The sequence below is a fragment of the Serratia sp. EC4 genome (assembly GCF_059652115.1).
The window spans coordinates 145,802-164,274 of record NZ_JBNIDE010000007.1; the positions used below are offsets into that span (position 1 = coordinate 145,802).

General features: G+C 60.6%; 19 protein-coding genes. 10 read left to right on the top strand and 9 right to left on the bottom strand.

Going from position 1 to position 18,473, the window contains the following annotated elements; all coding sequences use genetic code 11:
• Window positions 1-30: 30 nt before the first annotated feature.
• The gene (greB, locus tag ACP39K_RS18745; RefSeq protein WP_016930381.1) at window positions 31-504 is read right to left on the bottom strand and encodes a transcription elongation factor GreB; all 474 of its coding nucleotides are present in this window, start codon (window positions 502-504) and stop codon (window positions 31-33) included.
• A gap of 230 nt (window positions 505-734) precedes the next feature.
• On the opposite strand from greB, the gene cbpA reads away from it, so the two are divergent.
• The 4 genes from cbpA to envZ all read left to right on the top strand — a co-directional run bounded on the left by cbpA (window position 735) and on the right by envZ (window position 4,352).
• The gene (gene cbpA / locus ACP39K_RS18750; protein WP_033639209.1) at window positions 735-1,697 is read left to right on the top strand and encodes a curved DNA-binding protein; all 963 of its coding nucleotides are present in this window, start codon (window positions 735-737) and stop codon (window positions 1,695-1,697) included.
• Window positions 1,698-1,702: 5 nt separating this feature from the next.
• A complete protein-coding gene (locus tag ACP39K_RS18755) occupies window positions 1,703-2,008 on the top strand; it encodes a chaperone modulator CbpM (RefSeq protein ID WP_004930739.1) in 306 nt (101 codons plus the stop codon).
• Window positions 2,009-2,265: 257 nt separating this feature from the next.
• The gene (ompR, locus tag ACP39K_RS18760; RefSeq protein WP_004709363.1) at window positions 2,266-2,985 is read left to right on the top strand and encodes an osmolarity response regulator transcription factor OmpR; all 720 of its coding nucleotides are present in this window, start codon (window positions 2,266-2,268) and stop codon (window positions 2,983-2,985) included.
• Window positions 2,982-4,352 carry a two-component system sensor histidine kinase EnvZ gene (envZ, locus tag ACP39K_RS18765; protein ID WP_048795970.1) on the top strand — a complete coding sequence of 457 codons (1,371 nt, stop codon included), beginning with the start codon at window positions 2,982-2,984 and terminating at the stop codon, window positions 4,350-4,352. The genes ompR and envZ overlap by 4 nt, the downstream gene beginning before the upstream one ends.
• Window positions 4,353-4,385: 33 nt before the next feature.
• Here envZ and ACP39K_RS18770 read toward each other — a convergent pair whose 3' ends face one another.
• The 7 genes from ACP39K_RS18770 to ACP39K_RS18800 all read right to left on the bottom strand — a co-directional run bounded on the left by ACP39K_RS18770 (window position 4,386) and on the right by ACP39K_RS18800 (window position 11,287).
• Window positions 4,386-4,865 carry a type II toxin-antitoxin system VapC family toxin gene (locus tag ACP39K_RS18770; RefSeq protein WP_016930378.1) on the bottom strand — a complete coding sequence of 160 codons (480 nt, stop codon included), beginning with the start codon at window positions 4,863-4,865 and terminating at the stop codon, window positions 4,386-4,388.
• Window positions 4,862-5,125, bottom strand: coding sequence for a FitA-like ribbon-helix-helix domain-containing protein (locus tag ACP39K_RS18775; RefSeq protein ID WP_004930730.1), 264 nt, complete (start codon window positions 5,123-5,125; stop codon window positions 4,862-4,864). Before ACP39K_RS18775 ends, ACP39K_RS18770 begins: the two co-directional genes overlap by 4 nt.
• A 126-nt stretch (window positions 5,126-5,251) precedes the next feature.
• A complete protein-coding gene (pckA, locus tag ACP39K_RS18780; protein WP_015379308.1) occupies window positions 5,252-6,871 on the bottom strand; it encodes a phosphoenolpyruvate carboxykinase (ATP) in 1,620 nt (539 codons plus the stop codon).
• A gap of 194 nt (window positions 6,872-7,065) precedes the next feature.
• Window positions 7,066-7,944: an Hsp33 family molecular chaperone HslO gene (gene hslO, locus ACP39K_RS18785; RefSeq protein WP_015379307.1), complete on the bottom strand. Its 879-nt coding sequence runs from the start codon at window positions 7,942-7,944 to the stop codon at window positions 7,066-7,068.
• Window positions 7,945-7,969: 25 nt separating this feature from the next.
• A complete protein-coding gene (hslR, locus tag ACP39K_RS18790; protein WP_016930377.1) occupies window positions 7,970-8,377 on the bottom strand; it encodes a ribosome-associated heat shock protein Hsp15 in 408 nt (135 codons plus the stop codon).
• Window positions 8,374-9,054 carry a GMP/IMP nucleotidase gene (gene yrfG, locus ACP39K_RS18795; RefSeq protein WP_016930376.1) on the bottom strand — a complete coding sequence of 227 codons (681 nt, stop codon included), beginning with the start codon at window positions 9,052-9,054 and terminating at the stop codon, window positions 8,374-8,376. Before yrfG ends, hslR begins: the two co-directional genes overlap by 4 nt.
• Window positions 9,055-9,151: 97 nt before the next feature.
• Window positions 9,152-11,287: an intracellular growth attenuator family protein gene (locus tag ACP39K_RS18800; protein WP_028127610.1), complete on the bottom strand. Its 2,136-nt coding sequence runs from the start codon at window positions 11,285-11,287 to the stop codon at window positions 9,152-9,154.
• A 445-nt stretch (window positions 11,288-11,732) separates the two neighbouring features.
• Between ACP39K_RS18800 and nudE the strand changes: the two genes are divergently transcribed.
• Entirely contained in the window at window positions 11,733-12,287 is a 555-nt protein-coding gene (nudE, locus tag ACP39K_RS18805; RefSeq protein WP_015379304.1) for an ADP compounds hydrolase NudE, read from the top strand.
• A 51-nt stretch (window positions 12,288-12,338) separates the two neighbouring features.
• On the opposite strand, the gene mrcA is transcribed toward nudE, so the two are convergent.
• Window positions 12,339-14,897, bottom strand: a complete 2,559-nt coding sequence (gene mrcA, locus ACP39K_RS18810; protein ID WP_031300057.1) for a peptidoglycan glycosyltransferase/peptidoglycan DD-transpeptidase MrcA — start codon at window positions 14,895-14,897, stop codon at window positions 12,339-12,341.
• 121 nt (window positions 14,898-15,018) lie between these two features.
• On the opposite strand from mrcA, the gene pilM reads away from it, so the two are divergent.
• The 5 genes from pilM to hofQ are packed head-to-tail and all read left to right on the top strand — an operon-like array spanning window position 15,019 to window position 18,471.
• On the top strand, window positions 15,019-15,852 hold the full coding sequence (gene pilM, locus ACP39K_RS18815) for a pilus assembly protein PilM (RefSeq protein ID WP_033639214.1): 834 nt from the start codon (window positions 15,019-15,021) through the stop codon (window positions 15,850-15,852).
• The gene (locus ACP39K_RS18820) at window positions 15,852-16,391 is read left to right on the top strand and encodes a PilN domain-containing protein (RefSeq protein ID WP_033639215.1); all 540 of its coding nucleotides are present in this window, start codon (window positions 15,852-15,854) and stop codon (window positions 16,389-16,391) included. Before pilM ends, ACP39K_RS18820 begins: the two co-directional genes overlap by 1 nt.
• Complete coding sequence (locus ACP39K_RS18825; protein ID WP_048796870.1) at window positions 16,384-16,878, top strand: hypothetical protein; 495 nt, start codon at window positions 16,384-16,386, stop codon at window positions 16,876-16,878. Before ACP39K_RS18820 ends, ACP39K_RS18825 begins: the two co-directional genes overlap by 8 nt.
• Window positions 16,871-17,230 carry a HofP DNA utilization family protein gene (locus ACP39K_RS18830; RefSeq protein ID WP_028127614.1) on the top strand — a complete coding sequence of 120 codons (360 nt, stop codon included), beginning with the start codon at window positions 16,871-16,873 and terminating at the stop codon, window positions 17,228-17,230. The genes ACP39K_RS18825 and ACP39K_RS18830 overlap by 8 nt, the downstream gene beginning before the upstream one ends.
• Window positions 17,227-18,471 (top strand): DNA uptake porin HofQ, encoded by a 1,245-nt coding sequence (gene hofQ / locus ACP39K_RS18835; protein WP_048796869.1) that lies wholly within the window; start codon window positions 17,227-17,229, stop codon window positions 18,469-18,471. Before ACP39K_RS18830 ends, hofQ begins: the two co-directional genes overlap by 4 nt.
• The last annotated feature ends 2 nt before the right edge of the window (window positions 18,472-18,473 follow it).

The following is an 18,473-nucleotide window of genomic DNA, read 5'->3' on the forward strand; positions in this document are numbered from 1 at the left end:
GTTGGCGGCGGTTCGGAAAAAGCTGAAAGCTTACTTCGGGTAGTCTATTTCGTTCACGTACCACTGCGCCTCGCCCAGCGGCGTATTGACGGTGGCGACGTCCCCGACCTCTTTTTTCAGCAGGGCGCGCGCCATCGGCGCGTCGATGGAGATGTAATCCTTGCGGCCGAAGATCTCGTCGTAACCGACGATGCGAAAGCGTTTGATTTCGCCGTCTTCGTTCTCCACCTCTACCCAGGCGCCGAAGAACACTTTGCCTTCCTGCTGCGGGGAGTAATCGACGATCTTCAACTGCTCCAGGCATTTGGTCAGATAGCGGACGCGGCGATCGATTTCGCGCAGCCGCTTCTTGTTGTACTGGTAATCGGCGTTTTCGCTTCTGTCGCCCAGGCTGGCGGCCCAGGTCACTTTCTTGGTCACCTCGGGGCGTTCTTCGCGCCAGAGGTAATCCAGCTCTTGTTTGAGCTTGTCATACCCTTCACGGGTTATCAGTTGAGTTCTCATCGTGATTTATCTTTATGGGGTCACCGCCACAGTGTACGTGAATGCGGGGGGCTTTAGAAATGGCGCGCGGGCCTGCGCGTTGTCGCACGGTTTTTATTCAGTTTGCGCAGCTTTTAACAATCGGGAGTATGCTTAGCGATAGCGGAAAAGGAATGTGACGAAAGGAGGATATCTGGCGAGAGAGACAAGGAATTTTGGCGCACAACCCAACACATTGAAGGTATTACCGCATGGAATTTAAAGATTACTACGCCACGATGGGCGTTGAGCCCAACGCCGATCTGAAAACCATCAAAACGGCCTACCGTCGGCTGGCGCGTAAATATCACCCTGACGTGAGCACTGAAGACGACGCCGAAAGCAAGTTCAAGGAAGTGGCCGAAGCCTATGAGGTGCTGAAGGACGAGGAGCGCCGCGCCGAGTACGATCAGATCCGGCTGCATCGCAACGATCCGAACTTTGGCCGCCAGGCGCGCGGCGATCACGGCGGCTATCAGCAGAGCGCTTCATGGCACGGCGGCGGCGCCGACGCGCAAGACTTCTCCGATTTCTTCGAAAGCATGTTCGGCGGGCGGGCGGCGGGCGGGCATCGCTCCGCTTCGCACTCGCGCGGCGGGCATGGCTTCCGCGGCCAGGATCTCGAAATGGAGGTGCCGCTGTTCCTCGAGGAAACGCTGCATGGCCAAAGCCGCGAGATATCCTACACGCTGCCGGTGTACGACGAGCTGGGGCGGCAGGTGAGCGAAGCCAGCAAAACGCTGAACGTGAAAATCCCGGCCGGCGTGGGCGACGGCGAGCGCATTCGCCTCAAGGGGCAGGGCGTTGCCGGCGTGGGTGGCGGCCAGAACGGCGACCTGTATCTGGTCATCCGCCTCGCGCCGCATCCGCTGTTCGAAATTGATGGCCACAATCTGAGCATCGTGGCGCCGCTCGCCCCGTGGGAAGCGGCGCTCGGCGCCAGCATCGAGGTGCCGACGCTGACCGGCAAAATCGCGTTGACCGTGCCGGCCGGCAGCCAGAGCGGCAAACGGCTGCGGGTCAAGGGCAAAGGGCTGGCGGGCAAGAAAGAGCCCGGCGATCTGTATGTCATTCTCAAGGTGGTGATGCCGCCGAAGCCGAACGAGAAGGCCAGCGCCCTGTGGCGAGAGCTGGCTGAGCAGGCGGCGTTCAATCCGCGTGCGGAATGGGAGTAAAGCACATGATGAAGAAAGAGATCACATTCACCGTGGTGGAACTGTGTCAGCGAGTGGAGATTTCAGAGGACGAATTGGTCGAGATCGTCGGCCTGGGCGTGATCGTGCCGCTGGAGCCGGCGCAGCCGCGCTGGGAGTTCGATTACCCGGCGCTGAGCCATCTGCAGCGCGCGCGCAGGCTGCGTGCCGAGCTGGATCTGGATTGGCCGGGGATCGCCATGGCGCTGACGTTGCTCGATCGGGTTGATGCGCTGCAGCAAGAGAACCGGCAGTTGCGCCGGCAGCTGGCGCGTTTCCTGCAGACTTCCTGACCCGACGGCTAAACGCCACCGGTCGGTTCGCCGGTGGCGAAATTGTGCAAAATTGGGCCGTCGCCCCACATTGCGCCGATAAAGGGCGAAATTTTAACGAACCCCCGTCGACATTCACTGAAAATTGTTGATAAATGGGGAAAAGAATAAGCTTTGTAACAATTTCGTCTAGAATACATACCATTAAACGCTGTCTCAAATGGCAAGGTTTTCTAACAATATTCGAGTCAGGCAATAAAGCCTTTGGGAGTAATACCATGCAAGAGAATCATAAGATCCTGGTTGTCGATGATGACATGCGCCTGCGCGCGCTTTTAGAACGTTATTTAACCGAGCAGGGCTTCCAGGTTCGCAGCGTTGCCAACGCTGAGCAAATGGATCGCTTGCTGACTCGTGAATCCTTCCATTTGATGGTGCTCGATCTGATGTTGCCGGGCGAAGACGGCCTGTCCATCTGCCGCCGCCTGCGCAGCCAGAGCAACCCGATGCCGATCATTATGGTCACCGCGAAAGGCGAAGAGGTCGATCGCATCGTGGGCCTGGAAATCGGCGCCGACGACTACATTCCTAAACCGTTCAACCCGCGTGAGCTGTTGGCTCGTATCCGCGCGGTGTTGCGCCGCCAGGCGAACGAACTGCCGGGCGCGCCTTCGCAGGAAGAGGCGGTGATCGCGTTCGGCAAATTCAAACTGAACCTCGGCACCCGCGAAATGTTCCGCGAAGACGAACCGATGCCGTTGACCAGCGGCGAGTTCGCGGTACTGAAGGCGCTGGTCAGCCACCCGCGTGAACCGCTGTCGCGCGATAAGCTGATGAACCTGGCGCGTGGCCGCGAATACAGCGCCATGGAGCGTTCCATTGACGTGCAGATCTCTCGCCTGCGCCGCATGGTTGAAGAAGATCCGGCGCATCCGCGTTATATCCAGACCGTGTGGGGTCTCGGCTACGTCTTCGTACCGGACGGCAGCAAGGCATGAGGCGATTGCGCTTTTCACCGCGTAGCTCGTTTGCCCGAACCCTGTTGTTGATCGTCACCTTGCTGTTCGTCAGCCTGGTGACGACCTATCTGGTGGTGCTGAACTTCGCCATCCTGCCCAGCCTGCAGCAGTTCAACAAGGTGTTGGCCTACGAAGTGCGTATGCTGATGACCGATCGGCTGCAGTTGGAAGACGGCACGCTGCTGGAAGTGCCGCCGGCATTCCGCCGTGAGATCTACCGCGAACTGGGCATCTCTCTCTACACGAATTCGGCGGCGGAGGAGAGCGGCCTGCGCTGGGCGCAGCACTACCAGTTCCTCAGCCAGCAGATGGCGCAGCAGCTCGGTGGGCCGACCGATGTGCGGGTGGAGGTGAACAAGAACTCCCCGGTGGTGTGGCTGAAAACCTGGCTGCAGCCCGATATCTGGGTGCGCGTGCCGCTGACGGAAATCCACCAGGGCGACTTCTCGCCGCTGTTCCGCTATACGCTGGCGATCATGCTGCTCGCGATCGGCGGCGCCTGGCTGTTTATCCGCATTCAAAACCGCCCGTTGGTGGAGCTGGAACATGCGGCGCTGCAGGTGGGCAAGGGCATCATTCCGCCGCCGCTGCGCGAGTATGGCGCTTCCGAAGTGCGGTCAGTGACTCGCGCATTCAATCAGATGGCGTCGGGCGTCAAGCAGCTGGCGGACGATCGCACCTTGCTGATGGCCGGGGTCAGCCATGACCTGCGCACGCCGTTGACGCGCATTCGGCTGGCGACGGAGATGATGAGCGCTGAAGACGGTTATCTGGCCGAGTCGATCAATAAAGACATCGAAGAGTGCAATGCCATCATCGAGCAGTTCATCGATTATCTGCGTACCGGGCAGGAGATGCCGACCGAAAGCAGCGATCTGAACGCCATTTTAGGCGAAGTGGTCGCGGCGGAAAGCGGCTATGAGCGGGTGATTGAAACCGCGCTGTCGCAGGGCGAGCTGATGATGAATGTGCATCCGCTGTCGATTAAGCGGGCGGCGGTGAACATGGTGGTGAACGCGGCGCGTTACGGCAACGGTTGGATCAAGGTCAGCAGCGGCCGCGAGCTGCAGCGCGGCTGGTTCCAGGTGGAAGATGACGGCCCGGGCATCAAGCCGGAAGAATTGAAGCACCTGTTGCAGCCGTTCGTACGCGGTGACAGCGCGCGCAGCACCAGCGGCACCGGTCTGGGGCTGGCGATCGTGCAGCGTATTATCGACGCGCATGACGGCGAACTGGATATCGGCACCAGCGAGCGCGGTGGGCTGTTGATCCGCGCGTATATTCCGTTGCCGATGGAGAAAAAAGAGTCGACCAACGGCCATCAAACGGCCAGGGAAAACGCCTGACACTCTGGCGTGGGCCGCGCCGCTGCGGCCCCGTCAGGACTTTCTGCTCATCACGTAGTATTCCGCCGCATCTTCATGCAACCGACGGCCGGTCGGCGCCTGCCACGGATCGATTAACTCGATGCCGCAGTGGAGGAAGTCTTTGGTATTGCGGGTGGCCAGGGCGGCGCCGTAATGCAGGCAGGTGGCGGCGATTTGGGTATCCGGCACGCTCATCGCTTTACCCAGCAGCCGATTCCTTGCCGTCAATTCCGCGTATTGCATCGCGCACAGCCCATCAAACGGCAATATCTGCCCCTCGAACTTCAATTCAATGGCGTCCGCCAATTTCAGCTTGAGATCCCGCTGGCGCTTGCCGTCAGGCATGCAGGCGACGCCGCTGAACAGTTCGGCGAGGACAATGGCGCTGAGATAGAGCTCGTCATTGTCCTTTTCATTTAACCAGTTAATGACGTTGTAGTACGGGCTGGGACGCAGCGTTTCTGAAATGACGTTGGTGTCGATAATGATCATGCGTTGTCATCTTCATCATCAAAGGTGACGATGCGTGGCGGCACGGCGTCACGCGGTGGGATCTCCAGCTCAACGCCGCCGAATTCGGCGAAGTGCTGATGCATCCAGGTACCCAATCCATAGCGCGGCGGCTTTTTCACCAGCGCCTGTTTCAGGATCATGCGCGCTTCCTCTTCCATGGAATGGCCGTTTTTCGCCGCTGAGATACGCAGCAGCTCTTTGATTTCGTCGTCCAGATTTCTGACGGTGATAGTAGCCATTGAAACCTCCTTTGCTATCAATGATTGCATTGACTTATTTTCTCGTCTTGCCGATTAAAAAGCAATCAATTGAAATAAAAAAAGGCGCGGGATCCGCGCCTTAGCTGAAGAGGTAACGTTACCGAATTACAGCTTCGGGCCGGCGCTAACCAGCGCGGCGCCCGCAGGCGTATCGGTGTATTTGTCGAAGTTGGTGATGAAGCGCTCGGCCAGATCCTGCGCTTTTTCCTGCCACTGCTCGAGACTGGCGTAGGTGTTGCGCGGATCGAGGATTTCCGGGTTCACGCCCGGCAGCGCGGTCGGCATCGCCAGATCGAAGATCGGCAGGGTAACGGTTTCCGCCTTGTCGATTTCACCGCTCAGGATGGCGTCGATGATGCCGCGCGTATCTTTGATCGAGATGCGTTTGCCGGTGCCGTTCCAGCCGGTGTTGACCAGGTAAGCCTGGGCGCCGGCGGCCTGCATGCGTTTCACCAGCACTTCGGCGTACTGCGTCGGGTGCAGCGACAGGAACGCGGCGCCGAAGCAGGCGGAGAAGGTTGGCGTCGGTTCGGTTACGCCGCGCTCGGTGCCGGCCAGTTTGGCGGTGAAGCCGGACAGGAAGTGGTACTGAGTCTGGTTGGCGGTCAGGCGCGATACCGGCGGCAGCACGCCGAAAGCGTCGGCGGTCAGGAAGATCACCTTGGTGGCGTGACCCGCCTTGGACACTGGCTTGACGATGTTCTGGATATGATAGATCGGGTAAGAAACGCGGGTATTCTCGGTTTTCGAACCGTCGTTGAAGTCGATGCTGCCGTCGGCCAGCACGGTGACGTTTTCCAGCAGCGCATCGCGTTTGATGGCGTGGTAGATGTCCGGTTCAGCTTCTTCAGACAGTTTGATGGTCTTGGCGTAGCAGCCGCCTTCGAAGTTGAACACGCCGTCGTCGTCCCAGCCGTGCTCGTCATCGCCGATCAGCTGACGCTTAGGATCGGTGGAGAGGGTGGTCTTGCCGGTGCCGGACAGGCCAAAGAACACCGCCACGTCGCCTTTCTCGCCCACGTTGGCCGAGCAGTGCATCGAGGCGATGCCTTTCAGCGGCAGCAGGTAGTTCATCATCGAGAACATGCCTTTCTTCATTTCGCCGCCGTACCAGGTGCCGCCGATCAGCTGCATGCGCTCGGTCAGGTTGAAGGCGACGAAGTTCTCCGAGTTCAGGCCTTGCTGCTGCCAGTTCGGGTTGGTGCACTTGGCGCCGTTCATCACCACGAAGTCCGGCTCGAAGTCAGCCAGCTCTTCGTCGCTCGGGCGGATAAACATGTTTTTCACGAAGTGCGCCTGCCAGGCCACCTCGGTGATGAAGCGCACTTTCAGGCGCGAGTCGGCGTTGGCGCCGCAGAAGGTATCCACTACGAACAGGCGTTTGCCGGACAGTTGTTCGGTGACCAGGTGTTTCAGATCGGCCCACACTTCCGGGCTGAGGGGTTTGTTGTCGTTCTTGCCTTTGCCCTGATCGGCCCACCACACGGTATCGCGGGTGATGTCGTCGCGGACGATGTATTTGTCTTTCGGCGAGCGGCCGGTGAAGATGCCGGTATCGACGGAGACGGCACCCAGCTTGGTGACTACCCCACGCTCAAAACCTTCCAGAGATGGGTCTGTTTCTTCCTTAAACAGCAGTTCATAGCTCGGGTTGTGAACGATTTCGCTAACGTCGTGAATGCCGTAAGCGGCCAGATCCTGAGGGGTTATACCTTTAACGCGCATGTTACTACTCCTTGGTCACAGAATTTCTGGCGGCAATTGTAGGGATCTAACGGTGCGTAACCGCGATGGGTATCAAATATTTAACGTTTTAGGCGGTATTTCGTTACGATCTGAGAGATAGCACACGGAAAAAAGCAAACGTGCAAACGGCGGGCGTTGGCGGGCGCCGGGCGCGCCCGCCGAAAGGGTGTAACTTAGTGCAACTGGTCGCTTTCGCCGGTGTTACCCGCATACAACGCGGCAACATCAACCGGGTCAAAGACATAGTGGCTGCCACAGTAGTCGCAGTGCATGTCGATGTTGCCGTCCTGCTCCAGCATGTCCGCCACTTCGTCGGTCGGCAGGGTCAGCAGCGCGTCGGCGCAACGTTGGCGAGAACAGGTGCAGCGGAACTGCACGTCCTGCGGTTCGTACAAAGTGACCTCTTCCTGGTGGTACAGGCGGTACAACACTTCGTTGGCCGGTAGGCCGAACAGCTCTTCGCTTTTGACCGTGTTGGTCAGTTGCACCAGATGATCGAAATCATCGAGATTGCCGTCCTGCGCCGGCAGCACCTGCAGCAGCATACCGGCCGCCGCGGCGTTGCCTTCCGCTTCGCCGGTGCGAATGAACAGGCGGGTTGGCAGCTGCTCGGACTGGCGGAAGTAGGCTTCCAGGCATTCGGCCAGGGTTTCACCTTCCAGACCGACCACGCCCTGATAGCGCTCGCCTTCCGTCGGGGAAATGGTGATGACCATGACGCCGTTGCCGATCATCTGATGCAAGGTGCTGTCGTCGGCGATAGGCGCCTGGGTGCGCGCAACGCCGCGCATCTCCTGGCGGTTGTTGCCGTTGATCACCGCCAGCTTCAGCGGGCCGTCGCCTTGCAGCTGAACGGTGATATCGCCGTCGAACTTCAGGGTCGCGGTCAGCAGACTGGTGGCGACCAGCAGTTCACCCAGCAGCTTTTGCACCGGCGCCGGGTAGTCGTGGTTATTCAGGATCTGCTGATAGGTTTCGCTGACGGTAACCAGCTCGCCGCGCACCGCGTAGTTTTCAAACAGGTAACGGTGCAATTGGTCATGGTTGGACATAATCTTCTCTCATTGCGGTGAGGGCTTATTCCGGCTCACCAAATTTAAATTTCATCAGGTCGCGCCGCTCCTTTTTGTCCGGACGACGGTCCGGATGCGGCATGGTCAACGCGTTCATCTTGCGCGCCAGCGCCATTTTTTCGCGGTTGGCGATGCTGGCTTCGGTTTCCTGATACATTTGCTGCGCCTCGCCGGCGCCGCGGCGTTGGCTGGTCAGCGCCAGCACGATCACCGTACGTTCTTCGTTGCCCTGCCGCAGCTTGAGCTCGGCGTTAAGTTCGACAATCTTGCTCGGCTTGCCGCGCTGGCCGTTGTAATGCACCTTGCCGCCGTCGATCATTTCGCGCGCCAGCGCGCGGGTCTTGTAGAAGCGTGCGGCCCACAGCCATTTATCCAGCCGGACCGCGTCGTCGCGCGTCGCTTTGTCCTTCATGCTTCCCCCTTGGCCAGCGCCGGTATCAGCAGGCGATAGTCGCGCATCGACGGATGGCGCTGGAAGCTTTTCTCCGCCGTGCTGGAGTCCGGGTTTTGCACGCCCAGGCAGTAACGAATGCCGAAAGTGCGCGCCGCGTCGAGGATCGGCTCGCCGTCGTCGACGAACAGCGTGCGCTGCGGGTTGAACCCGGTGTGCTGTTGCACCGCCTGCCACAGACGCTGATCTTCTTTCGGATAACCAAATGTGTGGGTGGAAAACAATAAATCAAGGTGCCGATCCAGACCGGTATGCTCGATTTTCACCGCCAGGCTGTGCGGATGGGCGTTGGTCAGCAAAATGGTTTGCAGGCCGGCGCCGCGCAGCGCCCGTAAAAACGGCTCGGTATCCTCGCGCAGCCGGGCGCGGCTGCCCACTTCGCTGGTCATGCGGTAGATATCCAGATCCAACCGCTCGCTCCAGTAATCGAAGCAATACCAATTCATGGTGTGCTGCACCGCCTGATATTCCCGCTCAATGATATGACGGGCTTCGTCAAACGGAATGGCGCGCCTTTCGCTCAGCGCTTGCGGCACCAGGCTGAGCCAGAAGTGACTGTCGAATTCCAGGTCCAGCAAGGTGCCGTCCATATCCAGCAGCACGGTATCGATCTGCGGCCAATCAAATTCGGGAACCATAAAAACTCCACGGGCGGACCGACGGGCGGTCCGCAGATGAGAATAATAGCGTTAGCGTAGCATAAGCAGATGACAGGGCGGAGGCCCGGCGTCAGGTTCAGGCCATCGGCCGCATCGACATCGGATTGATCTGCGGATTGAAGCAGCTGTCGTAGTAACGCTGGATATCGGCGACGCGGTGCTGATTGATGCGCCGACGCTGCACCAGCCGCCAGGCGTTATAGCCCAGGCTGACGACCACCGCCAGCAACAGCAGGCTGGTGCCGAGGTAGCGCCACAGGGTGATCATGTCCGGTTCGCTGTGCAGCGCCACGTGGCGGGTGCCGTTGGCATCGACGCTGAGGCTGGTGATCACCCCTTGCGCCTGGAACGGGGTATGCAGCAGCAGAGTGGAAAGGCGCTGCAGCTCATTCCACTGGTCGAGGGCGTTGTATTCGCTCTGCGGCGCTGAAGACTGCGGATGGCTGACCAGCTGGCGGCCTTCATCGCTGCGGATCAGGAAACCGCCCGGCGGCGGGCTGTTGAGCGCCGCGGCGGCCAGGCGCGTTTCATTGAAGATGAACGACGACGTGGCCACTTTGGTCAGGCTTTCCAGCGACTCGGCGCTTACCGGGCGCAGCAGGACGTTGACGCCTTGCAGCGCGCCGGATCTGGCGCGTTTCACCAGGCCGCTCCAGTTTTTGGCGTTGCCCAGGTTGACCAAGGCGTTTTTTAACCGCACGCAGTCGTTTTCTGCCTGGCACAAATCCTGTGTTTTCAGAACGATATCAGAGAAGTCATCCAACAGGATCATGCCGGATTTCTCGATGGCGCTGGCCAGCTGCGGGTTGACCTTCTGATCGGCGCCGCTCGGATGCAGCTGGCTGTTGACCGTGGCCAGCAGGGCTGTCGCTTTATCTATGACTTCCGATTCCGGCTGCGGCAGCGGGGCGGCGTTGTTCCAATAGATGCCGGAGCAGTCGAACGGCGCAAAATTGACGGTGCCGCCGCCGTTGGCCGGCGGCGGCACATAGCACATGCCGCTGCCGCGCACTTTCAGCGTGTCGCCGATGCGCAGCGGCGTGGCTTCCAGGGCTTGCACGCTGGTCACTTCCACTTTCTGCGCACCCTGCAGCCAGGCCATGCTGAGGGTAAGCGGCAGGTTGAGCGGAATATAGATCAGCAGCAACAGCAGTACCAGCGCCGAGCTGGCGACCAGCACCGCGTTGCGGCCCCACTGCTGCAGCGGGAAATTCTTCACTTCGTCATGCAGCGAGAGGAAGCGCCCCTGGCGCACTACCTGCCGATTGAGGTAGACGTCCACATCGGTGGTCTTGCCCAGATCCTGCGTCAGGTACGGCTGCCAATGCGGCGGGTAGATAAGATCGATGATGCCGAGCGAAATGTTGCTGATCTGCCCCTGATCGGACTCGCCGAACAGGCCCCAGCGCTTCGGCGTGCCGCGCAGGCAGTGGATCTCTTTCAGCTCACGCGACGCCGGACGGCGGAACAGGTTCCAGCATCCCCAGGCGATCATCAGCACCGCCACAAAAATCATCCAGGGGATAACCAGCACCGGGCTTATCAGGCTGAAGAACAGCAGCAGCAGCGCGGCGGAGATGATGACGGCTTCACGGATGCCGTTCGGCCGGTTCAGCGCATGCTCTTCCGGCGTTTCCTTGCGAATATTGACCAGCTCGACATGCTCGCTCTCTTCCTTGCGGATGGACGCGTTTTTGGTCGGCGTGGCGGCCACCACCGGCGGCTGCGGCCGATCGTGAATATGATCTTTCAGCGAGTGCCCGTTGAGCGAAATCACCAGCGGCAGCGTCTGGGTTCTGATCACTTCCACATGGTTGTCGGCGGTGATATAGGGTTCCCAAAACGGCGGCAGATGCACCTCTTCCGCGTCGAGGTAATAGCGCCATTTATTGGGATCGTCGCTGGCCAGCCCGTAGCGGGTGATGGCGTGCGTGACCGGATATACGTTATCGCTTTGCGGGGTGAGCGCCAGCTTGGCCGCGGGCAGCGTAGCGCCGCCGCCGGGCAACAGTTTGTTGCTCAGCTTGTTTTGCTGATTGAGATAGAACTCGACTGCGGCGCGCTCTTCGTCGGTCAGCTTGCGGTGGGCAGGCTTGATAAACGGCAATGCGTGCGCCAGCGCCGACGGGTTGCGGGCCTTGAACCACAGGTACAGGCCGGCGGCAATCAGGCAGACAAGCACTAAGGCCAATATCAACACTATTGTGCTCATGCAATCCCCATCTCACACCCGTGAATTTCGCCAACCTGATGAAAAGCTGAATATTATACGGAGTAAACCGCCAGGAGGCACCCAGAACTAATGAGGGAACAAACAGATTCTCGCTCTGGATCTCATTCCTTCATGACGCAAGGCCATTTTATCACTGATTCTTGCCTGCGTGATACTAGCAACCGGTCTCTGCCGTCGATATCGGTATTATCCTATTTTCTTGCGCGCTGTTTGCTGAATCAGTACGGAAAATCGCCGGCCGCTGGCTACGCTTGTTAAAAGAAAGTAAATTACTGTTCATGCGCGTTGCGGCGGAGCTTGCCCTTAACGCACAATGTGATCAGGATCGAATTTGGTCAGCGTTTGAGCGCCAACGAGCCGTGCGTTACGCCAATCATTTTTTCGGTTGCCCCGTCCGCGCCTGGGTAACCTCTTTGAGGCAATCATGGATAAACACCTGCAAAAACCTAAAATTCTGAAAGTGGAAACGGTCGCGCGTTCGCGTTTGTTTAACGTCGAGTCGGTCGATTTGGAATTCAGCAACGGTGTTCGGCGGGTGTATGAACGCATGCGGCCTTCGGATCGCGAAGCGGTGATGATCGTGCCGGTGATTGGCGATGACCTGCTGCTGATCCGCGAATATGCGGTCGGCACCGAATCCTATGAGCTGGGGTTCCCGAAAGGGCTGATCGATCCCGGCGAAGGGGTGCTGGAGGCGGCCAACCGCGAGCTGATGGAAGAGGTGGGGTACGGCGCGAAACGCTTTGATTTTCTCAGTAAGCTGACGATGGCGCCGTCCTACTTTTCCAGCAAAATGAATATCGTGCTGGCGCACGATCTCTATCCGCAGAGCCTGGAGGGGGATGAGCCGGAGCCCTTGCCGCAGGTGCGCTGGCCGATCGCCAACATGATGGCGCTGCTGGCGGAACCGGATTTCCGTGAGGCGCGCAACGTCAGCGCGCTGTTCCTTTCCGAGGCATTTTTGCGCGCGTCGCGCTGATACGTTTCACGCCGAATAAAAAAAGGGCCAGATTTCTCTGGCCCTTTTCGATCAGAACAGCTCGTGGCTTTCACCGCCCGGATCGGTCAACGTGGTGCCGGTATCGCGCGATGGGTAGTCCGTCGGCTGCGTTCCTTCGATGAAGTACTCGGAACGGCTGCCGCCGCCACCGCCAGAGAGCTTGCCGCTGCTCTTGTCGATGGTGACGCTGATGATGCCCGGCGGCGGCGTGACTTTCTGCTCTGGGATGCCTTCCAGCGCGGTTTTCATGAAGTCGTCCCACGCCGGCTGGGCGCTCTTGGCACCGCCTTCACCGCCGGAAATCTGATCCGGGATGGCGCCGGATACCGTCGAACGGCCCAGGTCGCGGCGGTGATCGTCGAAACCGATCCACACCGAAGTCACGGTATCCGGGCCATAGCCTGAAAACCAGGCGTCCTTGGAACTGTTGGTGGTACCGGTTTTGCCGCCGATATCATGACGTTTCAGATCGCGGCCGGCGCGCCAGGCGGTACCCATCCAACCCGGTTCTCCGAAGATGTTGCTGTTCAGCGCGTCGTGGATCAGGAAGGCCAGCTGTGTGCTGATGACGTGCGGCGCATACTGTTGATCGCCGTCCTGCTGTACCTGAGCCGGGGTGACTTGCTCCAGCTGAGGCATCGGCACCGTGCTGTTGTTGCCTTCCTGCGAGGTGGCGACGTTTTCGATGTTGTCGTCGGACAGCACCGCCGAACGGTGGGTGTCGCCGTAGATCACCGGCAGGTTACAGCTGCCGCACACCACTTTCGGTTTGGCTTCGAACACCGTATTGCCGTTATCGTCTTCAATTTTGGTGATGAAGTACGGGTCGACCAGATAACCGCCGTTCGCCAGCACCGCGTAGCCGCGCACCAGCTGCATCGGGGTGAAGGAGGCGGACCCCAGCGCCAGCGATTCGGTATGCACGATATTCTGCGCCGGGAAGCCGAAGCGCTGCAGATATTCCGCCGCGTAGTCGACGCCCATCGCGCGCATCGCACGCACCATCACCACGTTCTTCGACTGCCCCAGCCCCTGTCGCAGGCGAATCGGGCCGTCGTAGGTCGGCGGCGAGTTCTTCGGCCGCCAGTCGGTGCCGGCGCCGGCATCCCAACGGGTAATCGGCAAGTCATTCAGAATGGTGGCCAGCGTCAGACCTTTATCCATCGCGGCGGTGTACAGGAACGGTTTGATGTTCGAGCCCACCTGACGCAGAGCCTGCGTGACGCGGTTGAACTTGCTCTGATTGAAGTCGAAGCCGCCAACCAGCGCTTTCACCGCGCCGTCGTTCGGGTTGATAGAGACCAGCGCCGAGTTGACGTCCGGCACCTGCGACAGCCACCAGGCTTCGTTCACTTTACGCACCCACACTTGCTGGCCGGCCTGCACTACGTCGGTGACGCGTTTCGGCGTTGGGCCTTGCTGAGTGTCCGAACGGTATGGGCGTGCCCAGCGCATGGTCGCCATCGGCAGGGCAATACTGCTGCCGTCGGCCAGCATCGCCGTCGCTTCCTGCGGGTTGGCGGCGGTGATCACCGCCGGCGCCAGCGGGCCGTAGTTCGGCAGGTTTTTCAGCGAATCGACAATCTGTTTGCGATCCCAGGCCGCTTCGCCGACTTTCCACAACACGTTGGATGGGCCGCGGTAACCGTGGCGCATGTCATAGGCCAGCACGTTGTTGCGTACCGACTCCTGCGCCGCCAACTGCAGCCGTTTGGTGACGGTGGTGTAAACCTTGTAACCGTCGGTATAGGCGTTTTCACCGTAACGCTTGATCATCTCCTGACGCACCATCTCGGAGAGATACGGCGCGGAGAAGCTGATTTCCGGCGCATGGTAATTGGCGACCAGATCTTCGGAGCGCGCCTGATCGTACTGCGCCTGCGTGATGTAGTGTTCGTCCAGCATGCGCGACAGCACCACGTTGCGGCGGGCAACGGCGCGATCGTGCGAATAGAGCGGGTTGAAGGTGGACGGCGCTTTCGGCAGGCCGGCGATGGTCGCCATTTCGCTCAGGGTCAGCTGGCTGACGTCTTTGCCGAAATAGACCTGCGCGGCGGCGCCTACGCCGTAGGCGCGGTAACCCAGATAGATCTTGTTCAGATACAGCTCAAGGATTTCATCCTTGGTGAGCATCTGCTCGATGCGCACCGCCAGGAAGGCTTCCTTGATTTTACGCATCAGGGTGCGTTCCGGGCTTAAGAAGAAGTTACGCGCCAGCTGTTGGGTGATGGTACTGGCCCCCTGCGAAGCGTGGCCGGAGACCAACGCGATGGAGGCGGCGCGGAAGATGCCGACCGGATCGACGCCATGGTGATCATAGAAGCGGCTGTCTTCGGTGGCGATGAATGCGTGCACCATCACCGGCGGAATTTGATCCAGTTTCAGCGGAATGCGGCGCTTCTCGCCGTATTGGGCGATCAGTTCGCCATCGGCGCTGTAGACCTGCATCGGTATCTGCAGCCGCACATCTTTCAGCGTTGCGACGTCGGGCAGCTGCGGCTCGACATATTTGTACAAGCCGAAAATCGAGGCTGCTCCCAGCACGATGCAACATACTGCAAGGATTAGTAAATACTTTACGAACTTCACCTGAGATTTCCCATTTCTAAGTCATTTGGGCAGTTTATAAACAACCGCGCGGTAGTATAAAGGCAAGCCTGCGACATGGATATGTTCTTTTATCATCTGATGTTATGGAGGCTTGCGAAACATGTTCCCTCAAGCATGGCAGGTGGGGCTGGATATACAAATCGACTGCGTGCGGGCGGTGGCGGCCCAACGCCGCCGCAACGGCTGGCAGTTGCGCCACTGGTGGCAGCAGGCGCTGCCGCAGGCGGTTTTACGCGATGGCTGTCTGGAACCTTCTGAATTCCTGATCCGGGCGCTGCGGCAATGGCGCGTCCAACTGCCGCGACATATTTCCTTACGCATTGCCCTGCCGGCGCAGCGCGTGTTGCAGCAACGCATGGCGCAGCCGGACGTGCGGCTGCGCGAGCCGGAACGCAGCGACTATATCGGCGGCCACGGTGTGAAGCAGTTTCCGCTCGACGGCCAGACGCTGGCGCTCGACTATCGCACCGCGCCGGCGGATGAGGCGGCGCTGTTGCTGACCGCCGCGCGGCGGCAGGAGCTGCAGCAGTGGCTGCATTGTCTGCGTCAGGCTGGCCTGCATCCGCAAGCGGTCGATATCACCCCCTGCGCGCTGCGGATGATGGCGACGGCGGCAGGCGTGCCGCCCGCTGCGGGGCTGATGCACCGTCTCGAACGAGAATGGCTGTGGGTGGCGCCGGCCGACGGCGCGTTCGCTTTTGGTCTGGCGCCGGGCGACGATGACGCGCAGGCGCTGCGGGCGCTGCAAGCTCAGATGCCGGCGGGCGACGATCGGCCGGTCTATGCCGGCAGCGTGCTGGCGGGAGCCTTGCCCGCCGGTTGCCTTGCCTGGTCGCCGCTCAGCGCCTTCACGCAGCTGCGTCCGCCGTTGCCTGCGCATCCTTCGGCGTTCGCGTTGGCCGGTGGCCTGGCGCTGCGCGAGGAGGATCGCTGATGTATCAGGTCAACTTTCTGCCTTGGCGACAACGCCGCGATCGGCGACGCGGCTATTTCTGGTTGGGCGTGCTGATGTTACAGGTAACGGCACTGTTGCTGGCGCTGTTCCTGGTCGCCGGCCAATTGCGTCACCAACAGGCGCTGCGGCAGGCGCGGCTGGCGATGCTGGGTGAAGAGCTGGCGGCACTGACGTTGCTCGCCCGTCAGCAACAGCAAGAGCGGGCGCAGCGGGCGCTGCACCGCGCCCGCGCCGAACGGCAGGCGAGCAACGCCCAGCATAACCGGCGTTATTTTCATCTGCTGCAGCAATTGTCCTCCAGCATTCCTCCACCGCTGTGGCTCACGGCGCTGGAGAGCGATGCGGTGAATGGCCTGCGGCTGCGTGGATTGAGCCGTTCTCCTGCGGCCATCACGCAGTTCGAACGGCGGCTGGCGGGGATGCCTGCGTTGCCGCGGTTGCGTTTGGCTGAGGTGGCGCAACGCGACGACGGCCTGTACACCTTTCATCTGGCGGCGCAGTGGGGGCGTGATGGATAACCGTTTGTCATCCGGGCTGCGCCTCTGGCTGAGCTTGCCGGGCTGGCTATTGCTGCTGTCGCAAGGGTTGGGTATCGGCACGTTGGCGCTGTTGGGCGGTGGCTGGATGCTGCAAGACGAATGGCGTCAGCGGGAAAGCGCGGGGGAGCGGCAACAGCGCCTGTTGCAACAGATCGCCATGGTGCAACGCCAACTGGACGAGGTGCCGGAAACCGCTATCCCGGCGGCGCCGCTTCCTCCGTCCACCAACGGCGATCTGGCGAGCGTGCTGCAACGGGCGGGAGGCGCCTTGTTGCGTTGGCAGCGGCAGGAAAAACCGCCGAGGCAAACGCTGAGCTTGCGCATTGACTACGCCGGTTTGCTGGCGCTGCTGGAGGCGCTGCCCGCCGATTTACGCCTCGAGCAGCTGAGCGTGGAGACGCCGCCCCTTGGCATGACGGCGCGGTTGGTTTTGCAGGATGCCGCCGAGGATCAGCCCAATGAGTAAAAGACCCGGCCGTTGGTGGTGGCTGCTGTGGCCATGGGCACTATGCGCTGAGCCGCGCGACCCGTTTGCGCCGCTTCCGATGCCTGCTTGTGCCCAAACGGAGGCGTCGCCGGCGAGCTGGCGACTGAAAGGCGTCATCGGGCAACCGACGCTGCGCTATGGCTGGGTGGTGACGCCGGCGGGACAATGGTTGCGCCTGCGGCCGCAGCAACGGGTGCTGGCCGAGCGCTGGCAGGTGACACAGGTGCAGGCGCGTAGCTTGACGTTAACGGCGCTGACGGCCGAACCGGATTGCCCGGCGAGCCAGGGCGACGTCTCGCTCATGATGGACAACAAGGATGGCAAACCATGAAAGGATGTGCTGGATTGGCCGTGGCGCTGTGGTGCCTGACGCTCGGCACCGCGCAGGCGCAGGATAAGCAGCGGGTTTCCCTGGAATTTCAGGATGCGCCGGTCACGGTCATCCTGCAGGCGTTGGCGGATTATCGGCAGATGAACCTGATCGCCGCGCCCGGCGTGAGCGGCAACCTGACGCTGCGGCTGGAGAATGTGCCCTGGCCTCAGGCGCTGGCGTTGACCCTGCGCATGGGCAAACTGGCGATGACGCGGGAAGGCAACGTGATACTGATCTCGCCGGAGCCGGACGCGCAGGAAAAAAGGCAGCAGCGAGAGGCGTTGGCGCAGCGGCAACCGCTGCACAGCCTGACCCTGACGTTACAGAACGGCGATGCGGCGGAAATTGCCGAAAGCCTCAACGCCCAACGCGGCGCGTTGTTGAGCGAGCGTGGCAGCGTGTTGGCGGATAAACGCACCAATACGTTGCTGCTGCGCGACACCGCGCCAATCCTGACGCAGTTGAAAAAGCGGATAACGGAAATGGACGCGCCGCTGGCGCAGGTGCAACTGGCGGCGCATATCGTGACGATCAACCGCGAAAGCCTGCGTGAGCTTGGCGTGCGTTGGGGGTTGGCGGCCGACGACAGGCCGGCGCGGCCGTTGCGGCCGGGCAATGTCGGTGTCAATCTGCCGCTGGAACGCGGCGCCGTGAACGCCGGTTTTCATCTGGCGCGCATCAGCGGGCGTTTGTTGAGCCTCGAGCTGACGGCGCTGGAGCAGGAGAATCAGGTGGAGATCATCGCCAGTCCGCGCCTGCTGACGGCGCACCTGCAAACCGCCAGCATCAAACAGGGGACGGAGATCCCTTATGAAGTGTCGAGCGGCGCCAGCGGTGCGACCGCCATCGAGTTCAAAGAGGCGGTGCTGGGCATGGAGGTGACGCCGAAAGTGTTGCCGGACGGGCGCATCACGCTGACGCTGCACATCAGCCAAAATATGCCGGGGCGCGCCATCAGCCGCGGGGCGGGTGAGGCATTGACCATCGATAAACAAGAGATTAAGACGCAGATCACGGTGAAAAGCGGCGAAACCCTGGTGCTCGGCGGTATTTTTCAACGGCATAGCGGCAAGACGGCGGACAAGGTGCCGGGATTGGGGGATGCGCCACTGCTGGGGGGCTTGTTCCGGCAAAGCGGCGCACAACAGAAAAAACGCGAACTGGTGATCTTCATTACGCCGACTCTGATTAAGGGATAAGC